The 13,627-nt window shown below is 45.1% G+C and carries 19 protein-coding genes and 3 pseudogenes; 5 read left to right on the forward strand and 17 right to left on the reverse strand.

Going from position 1 to position 13,627, the window contains the following annotated elements:
• The first annotated feature begins 12 nt into the window (after positions 1-12).
• Complete coding sequence (locus tag I6L74_RS19550) at positions 13-375, forward strand: hypothetical protein (protein WP_059179058.1); 363 nt, start codon at positions 13-15, stop codon at positions 373-375.
• Here the strand turns inward: I6L74_RS19550 and I6L74_RS19555 are convergent.
• From I6L74_RS19555 to I6L74_RS19565, 3 genes and pseudogenes are all read right to left on the reverse strand, one after another.
• A complete protein-coding gene (locus I6L74_RS19555) occupies positions 340-741 on the reverse strand; it encodes a DUF8377 family phage-derived protein (RefSeq protein WP_243398836.1) in 402 nt (133 codons plus the stop codon). The two genes, I6L74_RS19550 and I6L74_RS19555, sit on opposite strands and share 36 nt — an antisense overlap.
• Before the next feature lie 50 nt (positions 742-791).
• A pseudogene (locus I6L74_RS19560) lies at positions 792-1,910 on the reverse strand (terminase large subunit domain-containing protein); the annotation flags it as partial.
• Positions 1,888-2,895, reverse strand: coding sequence for a terminase small subunit (locus I6L74_RS19565; protein ID WP_059179059.1), 1,008 nt, complete (start codon positions 2,893-2,895; stop codon positions 1,888-1,890). The pseudogene I6L74_RS19560 and the gene I6L74_RS19565, both read right to left, overlap by 23 nt.
• A 108-nt stretch (positions 2,896-3,003) precedes the next feature.
• Between I6L74_RS19565 and I6L74_RS19570 the strand changes: the two genes are divergently transcribed.
• Entirely contained in the window at positions 3,004-3,225 is a 222-nt protein-coding gene (locus I6L74_RS19570; protein ID WP_059179060.1) for a YodC family protein, read from the forward strand.
• 8 nt (positions 3,226-3,233) lie between these two features.
• Entirely contained in the window at positions 3,234-3,509 is a 276-nt protein-coding gene (locus I6L74_RS21730) for a DUF6953 family protein (protein ID WP_436970143.1), read from the forward strand.
• 96 nt (positions 3,510-3,605) lie between these two features.
• Here the strand turns inward: I6L74_RS21730 and I6L74_RS19575 are convergent, their stop codons facing one another.
• The 12 genes and pseudogenes from I6L74_RS19575 to I6L74_RS19630 form a co-directional block, all read right to left on the reverse strand.
• Entirely contained in the window at positions 3,606-4,208 is a 603-nt protein-coding gene (locus tag I6L74_RS19575; RefSeq protein WP_059179061.1) for a hypothetical protein, read from the reverse strand.
• 27 nt (positions 4,209-4,235) lie between these two features.
• A complete protein-coding gene (locus I6L74_RS19580) occupies positions 4,236-4,571 on the reverse strand; it encodes an STAS-like domain-containing protein (RefSeq protein WP_059179062.1) in 336 nt (111 codons plus the stop codon).
• Between the two features lie 4 nt (positions 4,572-4,575).
• Entirely contained in the window at positions 4,576-5,505 is a 930-nt protein-coding gene (locus I6L74_RS19585; protein ID WP_128131052.1) for a hypothetical protein, read from the reverse strand.
• A gap of 347 nt (positions 5,506-5,852) precedes the next feature.
• Positions 5,853-5,975 carry a hypothetical protein gene (locus tag I6L74_RS21585; RefSeq protein WP_255210204.1) on the reverse strand — a complete coding sequence of 41 codons (123 nt, stop codon included), beginning with the start codon at positions 5,973-5,975 and terminating at the stop codon, positions 5,853-5,855.
• Positions 5,976-6,075: 100 nt separating this feature from the next.
• Positions 6,076-6,237, reverse strand: a complete 162-nt coding sequence (locus I6L74_RS19590; RefSeq protein ID WP_156421717.1) for a hypothetical protein — start codon at positions 6,235-6,237, stop codon at positions 6,076-6,078.
• Between the two features lie 84 nt (positions 6,238-6,321).
• Positions 6,322-6,510: pseudogene (locus tag I6L74_RS19595) on the reverse strand (lysis protein); the annotation flags it as partial.
• 340 nt (positions 6,511-6,850) lie between these two features.
• Positions 6,851-7,666: an antitermination protein gene (locus I6L74_RS19605; RefSeq protein WP_059179064.1), complete on the reverse strand. Its 816-nt coding sequence runs from the start codon at positions 7,664-7,666 to the stop codon at positions 6,851-6,853.
• Positions 7,663-7,803 (reverse strand): YlcG family protein, encoded by a 141-nt coding sequence (locus I6L74_RS19610; RefSeq protein WP_059179065.1) that lies wholly within the window; start codon positions 7,801-7,803, stop codon positions 7,663-7,665. Before I6L74_RS19610 ends, I6L74_RS19605 begins: the two co-directional genes overlap by 4 nt.
• Entirely contained in the window at positions 7,800-8,405 is a 606-nt protein-coding gene (locus tag I6L74_RS19615) for a recombination protein NinG (protein WP_059179144.1), read from the reverse strand. Before I6L74_RS19615 ends, I6L74_RS19610 begins: the two co-directional genes overlap by 4 nt.
• Before the next feature lie 2 nt (positions 8,406-8,407).
• Positions 8,408-8,614 carry a hypothetical protein gene (locus tag I6L74_RS19620; RefSeq protein ID WP_072241846.1) on the reverse strand — a complete coding sequence of 69 codons (207 nt, stop codon included), beginning with the start codon at positions 8,612-8,614 and terminating at the stop codon, positions 8,408-8,410.
• A complete protein-coding gene (locus tag I6L74_RS19625; RefSeq protein ID WP_059179066.1) occupies positions 8,614-9,216 on the reverse strand; it encodes a DUF1367 family protein in 603 nt (200 codons plus the stop codon). The genes I6L74_RS19620 and I6L74_RS19625 overlap by 1 nt, the downstream gene beginning before the upstream one ends.
• A gap of 415 nt (positions 9,217-9,631) precedes the next feature.
• Positions 9,632-9,830: pseudogene (locus I6L74_RS19630) on the reverse strand (DinI-like family protein).
• 427 nt (positions 9,831-10,257) lie between these two features.
• Between I6L74_RS19630 and darT the strand changes: the two are divergent.
• Together darT and I6L74_RS19640 are read left to right on the forward strand one after the other, a co-directional pair.
• Complete coding sequence (darT, locus tag I6L74_RS19635; RefSeq protein WP_197717736.1) at positions 10,258-11,589, forward strand: type II toxin-antitoxin system toxin DNA ADP-ribosyl transferase DarT; 1,332 nt, start codon at positions 10,258-10,260, stop codon at positions 11,587-11,589.
• Positions 11,586-12,701, forward strand: a complete 1,116-nt coding sequence (locus I6L74_RS19640; RefSeq protein ID WP_059179068.1) for a macro domain-containing protein — start codon at positions 11,586-11,588, stop codon at positions 12,699-12,701. Before darT ends, I6L74_RS19640 begins: the two co-directional genes overlap by 4 nt.
• A 501-nt stretch (positions 12,702-13,202) precedes the next feature.
• On the opposite strand, the gene I6L74_RS21545 is transcribed toward I6L74_RS19640, so the two are convergent.
• Positions 13,203-13,427 (reverse strand): PerC family transcriptional regulator, encoded by a 225-nt coding sequence (locus tag I6L74_RS21545; RefSeq protein ID WP_367304373.1) that lies wholly within the window; start codon positions 13,425-13,427, stop codon positions 13,203-13,205.
• The gene (locus tag I6L74_RS19645) at positions 13,333-13,623 is read right to left on the reverse strand and encodes a hypothetical protein (protein WP_243398819.1); all 291 of its coding nucleotides are present in this window, start codon (positions 13,621-13,623) and stop codon (positions 13,333-13,335) included. Before I6L74_RS19645 ends, I6L74_RS21545 begins: the two co-directional genes overlap by 95 nt.
• Between the last annotated feature and the right edge of the window lie 4 nt (positions 13,624-13,627).

Below are 13,627 nucleotides of genomic sequence, written 5' to 3' on the forward strand. Positions count from 1 at the left end.
AGGAATGTTGAGATGAAGCTTTTATTTGCTGCAGTGCTTTTGCTGCTGGCTGGATGTACAGACAAACAGACAGATTACGCATTCCAGATGGATTATCCGGTTGATGCCGCTCGTTTATCCCTAGGGGGTGATATCCACGTAAATATCGACTGTGCCACCAGAGAAATGGAAGTTATTTCAGACAGCAGCAATGGACTATTTAGCCGCCATGTAAATAAACGACTGCCTAATATTTGCTATAAAAAAACGGATATGCTCGATATTGTTTATCGTTTTAATTCAGCAAAGGGCGTGAAGCAAAATATGATTGCAACTCATTACCCTCGCGTCCCTCCAGCATCAAATACCCACAAACTGAGCGATGGGGATTCTTAACCCACGCCCCTGAAACGTCTGGCTCCAGCTGCGCTGATTTTTTGAAATATATCTGCCCTGCAGCTGAGAGCCAGTCCATTTGAGCACCACACCTGAATACCCGACAACCGTACCATCATCGCTGAGGTTTCCCGGGCAGTTGTTTACCAGAATCCAGGGAGTGAAGCTGAGACTCACTGAAAAGGTATTGTTCTGCAGGTCATAGTTCGCTGGCACGTCAAAAAAACCAACGACTCTTGGCATCTTCGAGGCTGAAGCAGCGCTCCAGATAAGGTTGCCAGCACTGTCAAACACATCGAGATAACCGCTCTGGATGCCAATATTGCGCGCAGTTCGTATCATGCTACCCGCATTATCTTCCAGCATATCAGCACCAGGAAAACCGTATTTGTTCGTGCCCAGTTGCAGCCACCTTACCGGCGTTCACCGTTAGCGTTGCAGAACATGGCGTTCATCGAGTTGATACGGTCCTTCACCGGCGGGTTGGCATCATCGACAATGACGCTGAATCCGGCGTCGTTAAGCTGAGCTATATCGGTCTTGCTGGCGTTCTGCGATTTGCGGGAGTCGCCGGAGGCATCCGGATAGATATAAATCTCCCGGCTTTTCACGTAACGACCGTCCTCGTAGCGCCAGAACTCCTCCTGAATGCGCTTAATCATTGCTGGCGTGTCGTAGACCTTCACCAGCTCACGAACCGCGCGCGGCAGGCTGTTGCGTTTCACATGAACAATCGCGGCCATTTTCCCCACGTTGAAGTCCATGCCAATAAACAGCGGGTCGTTGTCCTGAATCTCGTCAGCGCAGTTATTCAGCCTTCGGTTGAAGGTGTGGTAAATCGTCCCGCTGTTGAGGTTCGTGAACTTGCCCCGCAGATAGGCCTGGATCAGCTCGTCCGGGTATGAGCTGAGCAACGACGGAATGTAATCGTCAGGGAGGTTCTTCGCATTGTCGAACGTGCTGGCCTGAATCAGTCCGTACAGGGCTGTCAGTTCAGGCTTATCCCGCACCGCTTTCACGAATTGCTGATAGACGAACTTGAAGCCTTCCGGTGTTGTGGTGACATCAATACCGTTTCGCAGACCCGGAACGTTGTAACGCATACGCGCGATGATTTTTCGCCATGCCTGCTGCGCTTTTGCCGCCGGCATGACGTCCAGCTCATCCACCATCGCATTTCCGATTTTGAAGCCGACTATTGAGCCGGGTTTCTCCATCGAGCGGCAGATCGTTGTTCCGCGATAGCGTCGCCCCTCGTAGAAATGGACTTCCTTGTTTCCCTCGTTGATTTTGACGGTCAGGCCCCAGTCGTGGGCCACTTCCTCAACGGTGGGATAGAAGATGTCGCGTATCTGCGGGTACGTCGGCGCGAAGTAGCCTTGGTTAATCTTCGGAAACTCCCACATTCCCTTGCAGATACCACCGCAACCTACCCATGTCTTACCGGAACCGAACCCGGCAACGTAGGCTTTGAATTTGTGCTGCATCGCGAGGAAGCGCGCCTGAGGAATGTTAAGTGTCGGGCTGATCCCCATCGTCTGCCCTCGCGTCCACTACGTTAATGTTGATCTGCACTGGGGTTGGTTCTTCGTCCTCACCGTCACCGGCCAGCTCTTTGCGGAGTTTCTCAATCTCCAGTAGCCGGCGGTCGATTTCAATCTGCTGCAGGCGCTGCGCGAACTCGCTACCCGCTAGGCCAAGCCGCTTCATCACCGCTTCAAACATGCGCTCACGGCTGATGGCAGTGATTTCAACGCCGTTCTTGCCAACCTTCACGCCGGAGTATGCGAGCCGGGAAACCGCCGGGAGTTTGCGCGTATCAGGGAAGTAAGGCTGGCCAATGCCATCGCCGTTACATCGCGGGCAGGCTGAGTTTGGCTCTCGATTATGGTCATAGCCATAACCGCCCACATCGACTGGCTCCGGTTTATCGCGGTCTGTAGATTCAAGCCGCTTCTCTTCAAACTCAACTGCATCGCGCCACTGGTAGTGGTAACCGAAGCCCCAGCAATAACGGCATGCGCCGCGGCGGTATTGTGATAGCTGGTTTGCATCGAAGGTGGCGAGCTGCCACATCTGCGCGAGAACCTCGTCGGCACTGCCGAGCGTGCGCGCAATGGAGGCCTTTTGCTGCTGCGCAATAGCCTGCGCAACGTTAGGATTCGCTATGAGCTGACGACCGTAGTTTGGGTCGCTGTAACCAGCACGTGCAGCGGCAGCGGTGGCGTTGTTGTCCTTAAGGTACTCAGCAATGAAGCGCTTTACCTTCGAACTGAGTTTTATGTCCAGCAGCTCTTCTGCGCTTATTTGTTTCTGCGCAGTGCGCATTTGTTTCTGCGCAGTGCGCATTTGTTTCTGCGCAGGTGTTTGCGCACTTTGCGCAGCAGGTTTTTTTATATATCGACGGGCAGTAGCGTAGTTCAGTCCCTGCGCCTCACACCATTCCTTCGGTGATACGCCGGTTGCGGCATGCTCGGACAGGAATCGTTGCTGAAGCTCGCCCCAGTCCGGTTTTGCCATGGGTTTTTCCTTCTAATTTGTGATGTCCATCAAAACCTTACTCTTGATAACAACATCGAATGTCACCATCTATTCATTGGCAAATCGCCAAAGCAATGAGGAATCAAGATGGCTAAAGCACCTTCTCAAATCCCTGTGGCAAAATTCAAAAAAGGGGATCAAGTAGTTTTAAGGTCTGGCGGCCCCGCCATGACTGTTGAAAAAGAAATCACAAATTCAAACACGGGAGTTTTTAACGGGAACTATCGTTGCCAATGGTTCGCTGGCAAAAAGTTAGATAGCGGACTATTTCCTGAAGAATCCTTAGACAAATTCACCCCAAAGCCGTAACCCAATCAATCTCTGCATTAACTGTTGCTGATGTTACAAAATGGATGCTTTCTACATTGCAAAAAGATGGTTGTTTGTACCAACAGGACGTTGTTGATTATTTGGTCAAATTTGGAAATGAGCAACATCTAAGAGAAAATGCGGACGGCAACCAAGCGCTTTCAACGAAGGTGATAAATAGGTTTAGAGTTGATAGCGGCGAAGATATTGTTTGGGTTAGAACGGAAATGTATTGGCGATACCGTGTTCAAGAAGACGAACAAGGTCGAGACGCTCGCGGTTGAGAAAAGGGCGGAGATCGCCCTTCATTGTGTGAAACACTTAAAGTTTGCTCAAATTGCTAAAGCAAAAATGGATAGCATCGAAAATTATCTCGACCTTCAATTTGTGAGCACTTTATCAGCCTTGCCGTTTTCAATGCCCTTATCAATGTATGGCTTGGAGCAGCCATGGCAGTATGATTCAAAATGCTCAAGATAATAATCTATCTCACTGATTTTAAGATCTTTTTGAGGAGGGTATTTTACTTCAAATTTCTTGTATATATGCGAAATTAAACTCATGCCATGATCTACACAGGCTTGACATTTCTCTGCTCTTTCATCGTCAGAAAAGCCACTTTTTCTCTCGGAATCAAGAGTAGCAGCTGAAGTAAAATCAGCCAGAAATTCACTATCAATTGTGATACCCCTATTGGCTAATATTTCGAAAAAATCGCCAATCTGAGTAGATTTCGCGCTAACCGCGAGAGAAAATTTTAGTGATTCCTTTCGATCATCATCATCTTCCTTCATCCAAAATGAAACGCTTAAATCAATGATTTCGTTACATAATTTTATTAGATGGTCTGTTATCGATTTACTCTCAGTTCTTGTTGATATCTTTTTAGCATTACGATAAACCACTTTCCAACCAATGAAAACTGCTCCTAAGCTACTCAAACTTATAATCCAAGCATAGCTTTGAACATCACTTAAACTCATTTCAATTCCTAAATTTAACGTGGATGCTTAGGCTTCTTTAAGTTGCGGCGTTGCCGCCTTGACAAATTTTCTAATTTGAATTTCATAAATTGGAGTTCTTGCTTTAATAACTAAACGATTCAATAAGTTAACTTTATCCATGTTTTCTAAACGAACCAATCCCCCGAACGCCTCTTCAAAAAAAGAAGAACCGATGACTAAAGAGATACCATCAAAATCTACTATAACTTGTTCAGCATCACTTGTAGAAAACGCTGACACGAGATGCTCTTTTCGGAATTTTTCACCATTATTGGGACCATCAGTTGAGAATCGTCCAAACGGAGTTTTAGAAAAATCTTTAGCTACATTAATGAATTTCATAACTCTACCCTCTATTAGGAGTCAGTGCCCAAAGTATGATAGTGCCAGGAATTCTAGGTCTCAGCGTTTCAATTCTGGCTCGTGTCTCGGATAGGTCTGAATCCATCTCGTACAAACTTCCACCGGAGAACACCATTAGCTTCTCATACTTAGTCGTACCCTGCGCAATAGGACGTTTGATATCCTCTGAACCGTTGCCTCTATTGGGCTCACGAAATCTTGACTTACCACTAGTTAGAGCTTCAGAAACTAGGTTTTGTTCAAGTATAAACTGTGCAATAGAATCTATCTCTTCACCCTGATAGGATTGAGCGATGCCCATGCCGAGATCACATATGATGAAAACAACCCTATCTTGCTCGGGATCAAACCAAGCGCATTGCCACCAACGCTTTCCGCCCATTAACTGGGTACTATTTGTATAATAGTCATGCTCATAGGCATGGTTTCTCACGTTTAACATCGCCTCATTCATACCCATCATGAGTAATGTCGCTTGAGTTTCATCCAAAACGGCTGCTTTTTGAAGCATTGTCATAGTGGTTGATAGTGCCAGTTCAGGTGTTACTGAGGACTGAAAATATCTCTCCTGTTGCACTAAAGCATACAGTTTTTCATGGGTATTTGCGACCAATGCCCTCGCTAACCCGGTGCTGACTATGCAACGATGTCCTTGGAGATTCGTCTCCTTTTTAGGGAACGAAAATCGAACACGCAAGCTTTGCCCGATGACAAAATACGCTCTATTCAAAACAGCAAAAAGCAACACCGATGCTGCAGCACTTGCATATTTTATGTTAGAAAGATCGATATGCACAGCCAAGCGCTTCGTGTGAACACAATCTATGATATCTCTTATGTAGCAAAGAGAGTCTTCACGGTGTGTGTTATCCGTTATGCAGAGCATTTCTGGAGCGGCTAAATTTCGGAACAATTGTCAACTCCTTAAGATAAAACACTATCCATTTCATGTTGAATATTACAACGAAATCATTTATTTAAAAACAATCATTTACATATGCAATAGCTATTGCAGCAAACTGTTGCTGTAACGTACTTTTTCAAATTTGCTGATAGCCGCTTTATCCAGATTGCCCTACCCCAACGCCGCGTAGAGTTGAGCGTTTAACTCCAGACTGGCCTCGTAGGTCAGCGGGTCAGTAATTGCGGGCAGTTGTGTGCATTGTCAGGTTCGCCAATAGCGGAATCTCGAAAAGCTCAAGTTAACGGTCGGCTTAGTCGTGCTAACCATAGCAAACTAAGCCCGAGCGAAATGCTGGTCTAAACCGACTCAGTTGTCAGCAGCACAAAGCCGTTCACCAGCCACGGCTGACGTCGTGACATCTTACCCGCGAAGGTTTCGCCTGTTTTGGTGGTTAGCGTGATTTGATAGATGTCGGACATTGAGGGCCTCTTTATCCGTTTTTTTGGATGCAGACATGAAAAAAGCCACCCGCAGGTGGCCTTTGAGATGGTAACTCGCCCTAATTTAGGCGAGAAATTTTTAGCCGTTAGGCAAATAGGTACGAACATCGCTCGTGTCGATGCGTGAAACAACAGTTCCATCTTTGTAGAACAAAACCTGACCGCCTTCTTCTTTTGCCTCATCGGCATCAATGGTGAAAAAAGCCTCACCGGAATTCTCAAGATAAACAATGTAGCTCATGGCTAACCCCTGATAATGAGCACGAGAATGTGCAATAATTTAATTGGGATTAATCTTATCGATTTCAATGCCCTATCTTCATTTTTATTTTATGCACTGTTCTTTGATGTATTCCTGCAGATAGCCAACCTGCTTCGTCACTGTGATGATTCTTTCTCTAAGGGTGAAATAATCTCGTTCAGCGGCGTCAGTAAGTCGGGAGCCGGAAGCATCGCCCATGCCGCCGGTGCTGGTCGTTCCGTTCGCGGGGCAGTTGGCGTTGACGTGCAACCCGGCCATCACCAATTGCGTAAGTATCAACTGGCAACGTTCTCGAGTCAGATGGGTATTCTGTGCAATCTCCCCAGCCGTAGCTGGCCTTTCGCTGAGTTCGTTGAAAACTGCCCTTGCCGTTTCATTCATATCCTTCTGATTTAGCATGTCTTTTAACCTTTTTTGAGTTGCGTGACATACAGATAACTCTGGTTGCCCAGGGCAGCAAGAACTCTTTGCGAAGGCATAAAAAAGCCCCACGAGGTTAACCGCAGGGCTTTAAACGAAGGCAATAACCCATCGTTGGACCAAAATTAACACAGTTTCGGGAAAAGTAAATAGCTTACGATAAAATATCGCACTACTTTGTTATCTGCTTAAGCTGCGCGTCAGCCCATGCTTCTTCAATATCGAATTTCGTGATCAGCTCGTCGTAGAATGGCTTAACTGACTTCTTCCAGGAGTCCAGGCTGATTGCATCCGTTATCTGGCAGATAGCTGCATGAGCCTGAGTTGATGGAATCCGTTCGTAACCCCTGCCGTTACAACGCTTACAGTTCGCCAGAACCGGTACGCCCTGCTTCTCAGTCATTTTCTTATCGACGGACTTACCGCGCCCCTGGCAATCGTTGCAGGCGCAACTAATGAGTTTCTTACCGTTGCAGGCTGAGCAGATAACACGAGCTACCTCTTTGACCTGCCGCTTAACTTCAAAATCGCTCGGGGATTGCCTAAGGTCTTTGGCGAATTGGGGAAGTCTCATGGTGTAGTGCGATTTCATCGTGAACACATCGGCCTCGATAAAACCCTTGCCAGAGCAGCATTCACACGGCTTTACGCTTGCAGCGCTGCGCGAGTAATCCTCGAATGCAAACATGGCCAACTGCCGCATCACCAGAGGCTTAATCCCGTTATCCAGCTTACGCAGCGCTGCTACCTTGTCGCATTTGGTCAGCGCGTATTGGGCCAGAAGTTCGATCGCCCTCTCCCGGTCATTATTGCTTATGCCCATTTTACCGAGAAAAGCACTGTACCCCATGGCTGCGTGTTCCTGCGTCATACCCATAGCGGCCATAATATCCGTACCTGTTAGCGAGTCCGAAGCAGTTGCGCACGGTGAGTCGCCAATCAGCGTAGATTTTGCGAAGTGATACTTAACAGTGTTTTCGAGATTCATACTGCAGCTCCTGCCATCTGGTATATGCGAATAAAATTACGAAGTATGCGGTAGTCCACCAGCACGGAACCCAGCCGGCGGAAAATGCGCAGGCGCTGCCAGCGTGTCCGGAGTGTTTCAATCAGCTCGGGTTTCATGCGGCCTCCTGCTGTTTAAGCTTTTTGAGTTTTGCGCGGTACTCATCTCGTTTCCGGACGTAGTCTTCGCGTTTCCATTTCGGTAGTTCGTGCGGACCCATAAGGGCGTCAAAACGCGCCTGACCTATTTTGCGAATCAGGGCGGGTCGATAGGCGATTAGGTTTCCTGACAGATGATTGTTGCAGGGGGCGCACTGGCGATGGCAGTTGTCCTCGTTGAAACGCAACTCGGGATTGGCGCCGGTTGTGCGGAAGTGGCCAGCATGATACTGGCCGTCATGGTGGCGACCGCAACTGATGCACTGAAGATGGCGATCCCGGTACCGAATATACTCGTTGAATGCCTGCTGAGCCTGGCGGATGAAATAGCTGATTGGCTTCACCGCTTGTCGGCGTTCCGCCTGGCGCTGGCGCCCTGCTTTCTCCACTTCCCGCTGTTGCTTTTGCTCCTTGCGCTGCACGGCCTCTCTCAGCTTTTGAGTTTGTTCTTTTCCAACCGCGCTGGCGCAGTCAAACGAGCAAACGATCTGACCGTCACGCACAGGATGGAACCACTGGCGACAATCTTTGTTCGTACACTTACGACGGGGTCTCTTAGCCACGCTCACCCCCACATCCGGCTCTGCCATCGGCGATCGGCGCGCGGTGGATTTTTGCTTTCCGGCAACCTGACGCTAACAGTCCAGGTGATGTAATCGGGGTTGAGGCTACGTTCAACGCGCACGCCGCGTCGCTGGTATTGAGCCAGCAGTTCATCTGCTTGCTCTGTGCTGCACTGGGTGTGATGGAACCATGTAAATTTCATCCCCATCACCCTGCGAAGCCAAGCAGCTGCGCGGCGATGTTCTCGACTTCGCTTTGACTGCGGAAAGAGCGCGACAGAATCCAGCGCCAAAGGACATCGAGTGCTGCTTTGTAGAGCTGCTGGAACTCGACTTCGTCCATGTTGGCGAAGGATATGCTGCGGGGATGCTTGCGGAGCGTGCCGTCAGGCAGTTGAATGGTGTCGAAATGCCCTGCTTCGACGATTACCCAGGACCGGTACGCATCAAACGACTTACAGAGGCTAATTCCGTTCGTGACACGCCGGCTTGCGATTTGCTCGAGATACTGTTCAGCGGCATCGATTAACGTCGTTTCATTCCCGGCGTATGACGCGAGAAATTTGGCGTAGCCGGTGATCAACCTGCGCTCGTTGGACGAGATCGCCCCGCCGGTTGGTTCCCAGTATTCAAAGCCAAGGTTAAGGAGTGCGAAGAAGCGCCTGTGAAATGCCGGGTTGCGAACCCGCGTGAACTCAGCAACCAATACGTCGCCGAGTCTGATTTTTGATTGCAGGATATCGCTGGTCTCGGGCGTCGCCGGGATCAGAATTCCTGAGTGATGCTTGATGAGTTGTAATTCGTGCGCCATGGTTCTCTCCGTGGCGCATCAGGTATAGGTTGTTCAGGCCTATGAGTGAATAATATCAGACGGCGGGATGAGTCGATAGCCAAGACGTGTAGCAAACTGCATAAACCCATTCAGGGTAAAGATTTCCTCGTCCTCAAGTATTGGACGCATTGAAACCAATCCATTTACGCGATAAACCAGATATCTTCCGTCTCCCGGGAAGCTGTAGATAACTGTATTATCTGCCCTTCTGACCACGTCGTACCATTGGTCATCTGCTGTTAAGGTATCGGAACTACTCACTATTTCCCCGAGAGCGACATATTGATGCCGTTAATAGTTATTAAGGGCAGTCAAGCTAACGCAAACAGCGAGACTCTTCGAAACTGCCCCTATAAAATTCACGCGATCAATAAAACCACTCGTCGGCGCTTTCCTACGTTTTCTGAAGAATATCTTCAACTACTTTTTTATCACCTCCAAAAACGGTAAGGCCATCACTGCTGGCGCGTTTGATGGTCAGCGTGCAATCTGAAAAAATCCTTACTGAGACGACGTAGTAGCTCCGCCTCTAAAGCGGGTATTGCTCCATCAGGAAGTTTCTTAATGCGATCAATGGTTAACTCAATTTTCATTTTTCCCTTCGCGCACTATTACTGTGCGTTTATACAGTTCAATATTGAAAGTTTTTGATAAGCGGCTTAACCGCATGAAATGTTAATCCAGCTATAAATGCTGAATGATCAGTCAAGCAAAATGAGATTCTTTGATGTAGCCAATCATTGCGTGCGCGAAGCTGATGAAGATCATTTGCACCATGAATCAAACTAAGTTAACCATTTAAGGTTAGGGGCGTACAAAATATTCTTTCTGAACCTGATACGGAAGTCACAATTTTCTTTATATGCTAATTGCAAAAGATTACACAAAATGTATATTGGTATTCAACCGTGTTGTTTAGTTTGAAGTAATCTAAAAAATCAAAATTTGATGTATCTAACTCACCAAAAATTACCGTGTAATATGTAATTAACTCACCATACATTAAGGAGCATGTGGATAATGGACACAAGATTCTCGGGTAAATATGTTTACCACTTTACATATTTTACGAATTTAGAACAAATTATAAAGCATGGCTTGCTCAGCACAAATAATAAAGAAAAACAAAATCTTGCTCATGAAAATATAGCAAACAATGATATTCAACATCGCCGCAGCGAAATGAGAGTTCCTTGCGGCCCTGGTGGTGTCGTGCATGATTATGTACCTTTTTATTTTACAAAAAGATCTCCAATGCTTCTTAACGTCATCAAAAACAAGAATATTGATCAGGAAGGAATAATTTATCTTGCTGTACCAATAGAGGTTGTTGAAAAAAGTTCCGTTGTTTTTACAAGTTTTTCCGCAAATACTCTAACACCGCCGGACTTTTATTCCGATCCCGCTGATTTAAAAGAGTTAAACTGGGATATAATTACTAGACAAATTTGGGTTCCAAAACCAGATTCTTTAAAACAGCAAAAAATGGCAGAGTTGCTTATCCACAATAGAGTTTTAATAAGTGACATTTCATATATCGTCGTTTGGGATGCTGAAATCAAACAGTGTGTAAGTAACCTATTGACTAATAATGGGCTTCACCATTTAGAGGTTCGTGATGACTGGCGATCATTTGATGACCATTATTTCCATGATTTGAACGTAGCTGGAAAAATAAATATCGTTTCTGGTCCGATAATTCTTTTAAAAGAAACTCAAAGCACTATCAAATTCATAAAAGAAAATAAACCTTCACACCCTTCTTACGAAAATCTAAACGATGCTTTAAACGCAATCAATCATGATTTTGACTGTATAAAAGAGCTATCCGATATAAATGGACTCGAAACTGACAATACTGTTCACCGGGAAGATGTCGGGACTCACACCAGAAGTGTTGTAAGCTTACTAAAAATGGAGCATGAATATGAAATCCTATCAGAAAGAGAACGACAGGTTATAACATTAGCTGCATATTTCCATGATATTGGCAAAGGTCCAAAAACTAGATGGCCAAATCAAATACAAAAAGTAGACGATACTCATCCTATTAAATCACTCCCTATGCTTAAAAGAATTTTATGTAATGAAATAGGTGGGTTATCGAATAAGGAAATTCGGCAAATCGTGACGTTAGTGGTTTACGATGATCTAGTTGGCGACATTATTTTCTGTGGAAGAAATGAAGACCAGATGAAAAATATTATAAAAATCAAATCTGACGTAGATATGTTAATACTAATTGCAAAATGCGATATCAATTCAATTTTTCCAGGACGGGTAGATTGTCACAAAGTTCAAATTGAAGAATTAAGAGCAAGGATGTATAATCATCTCGAGGAGACAATATGATTAGATTCGTTGATGGTGATTTTTTTGATTTTCAAGCTGACATAAGAATCAATACAGTTAACTGTGTTGGTGTTATGGGAGCTGGGGTTGCATTTGCCTTTAAAAATAAATACCCCGAAATGTTTAGTGAGTACGTAATACAGTGTAAAAAAGGAGAAATATCTCCAGGTAAGCCAGCAGTCTGGAGAAGTACTGACACAAATGGTAAGGAAATTGAAATCATCAACTTCCCTACAAAGGACCATTGGAGAAATAAATCTAAATACGAATATATTGAAAAAGGTCTACTTTGGCTTTCCAATTATTTAAAAAGCAACCAAGGAAAAGTCATCACTCTTCCGGCTCTCGGTTGTGGTCACGGTGGACTTGATTGGGAAGTAGTAAAGAAAATGATTGAGGATTCTCTTTCTGAGAATGTGAATGAAATTTTAGTCTTCAGCCCCCAATCTTCAAAAACTACTAAACGAGATAAAATTCTTCCATCCCAAAGCTATCCAACATTAAGAGACTTAAACGTATCCGAAATTAGAAAAGATGAAAAACATTTCCCAGAAAAACTTGCCACCATCTCAAATAAAACACTATTTTTTACTGGGCAGCTATTTACAGATTTTGATCTTTCGATAATTTCAAGCACATCGCCTACTGATTTAGAGAAACAAGTTATTCTCAATACTATTGAAATTTCTGCTAACAAAGGATATTCATTGCTTTTTGGCGGAAGCGCATTCGACAAAAAAATGGCGCTCACTGCATTAAAAAAAGGTATTAGAACGGGAGTTTTTTTACCAAGCGGAATCGCTAAATCTGCTGAAAAAATGAATTTGCATGGGAGTTTAAGCCAGTTGACAATATTTTCTTTCGGAGATCCATTTATTCAGTTTAATAAAATTGAGTATTTACCTTCAGTTTTAAGTCGCATATTATTGCCACAAAAAGTGTTATTTACCACAAGCAAATTACAATGGATTATGAAACATAAGAAAGTCTTTCTTCAAAATAAGGTTGACTCATATTTCTTAATTTCTGAAACAAGTGATCTTGACATTGAGGCAGCAAATACAATCATGTCGAAAGCGATAGATGAACATGGCTTATACAATGTAATTTAACCGGACATTCCAAGCCAATTAATTATACAAGGATGTAGTTGAAATTCTTAATATACGACAAGGGCCCCCATTCAATTTGCTCTTTCCAGTCTGTGCTTTTCTTAACCCTTGCACTTACCCTATTTTTCTTTGTAAAATGAAGGACACGACACGCTCTAACGAGCTAGTTAATTTTTAAGTGATACTTAAGTTATTGCATAAGTTTTATATATAATTAACTCATTAATACTTTACTATACGTATTTCCATAGCATAGAAAAATGTCGACTTAAAGCGGCATTTACCTATGATTTTAAGGTATTATCAACCTTATAAACTGAGCCTTTGTTCGAAGGCAATACCATGTGCTATCCGTGAAAGTTGGCCCATCTATACCCCTGTCAAGCGATACGCATATATTTATCTGTATTAGGCTGAATCAGCCTAACCTTCTCTACGACATCGTTAGTCTGGATTCACCAATATTATCTCATCAGCTCAATATGTGTTTCTCGGCATCAGCTACGCCCTCTCCGCCTGCCGCAGGCAGTCTTTGCGATGCTTGGCAATACGGGCAACTTCAACAGTACTCCCGCCGCTCCCAAACATATCCGCATACACAGCTGCAGCATGTCGCCACAGGCCCTTTGCCTCAAACTCCTTCGCTTTTTGCTCGGCAGCCTGCATCCTGAAAGGATCGCTTTTTTTCAACCATGCACGGAAGGACCACCTCAGGAATATCCGCATCAGGGGCGGCCGAATAAGTAAACTGAACGCTGTTACGAGTTCGGTTTAATATCCCTTCATCACTTAACTCTCTCAGTAACTTCCCAGCGGTGGCGCCATGTTTATCAAGCGCCTTGGAAACGTCACCAACTGCACAGTTAGGTTTGTAGCAGTCAAAAATTGCCACCTGTTCTTTTTGGGTTATGGATTTCGTCATTGGT

This window comes from Lelliottia amnigena (assembly GCF_019047465.1).
In the GTDB taxonomy this organism is placed as follows: Bacteria; Pseudomonadota; Gammaproteobacteria; order Enterobacterales; family Enterobacteriaceae; genus Enterobacter; species Enterobacter amnigenus.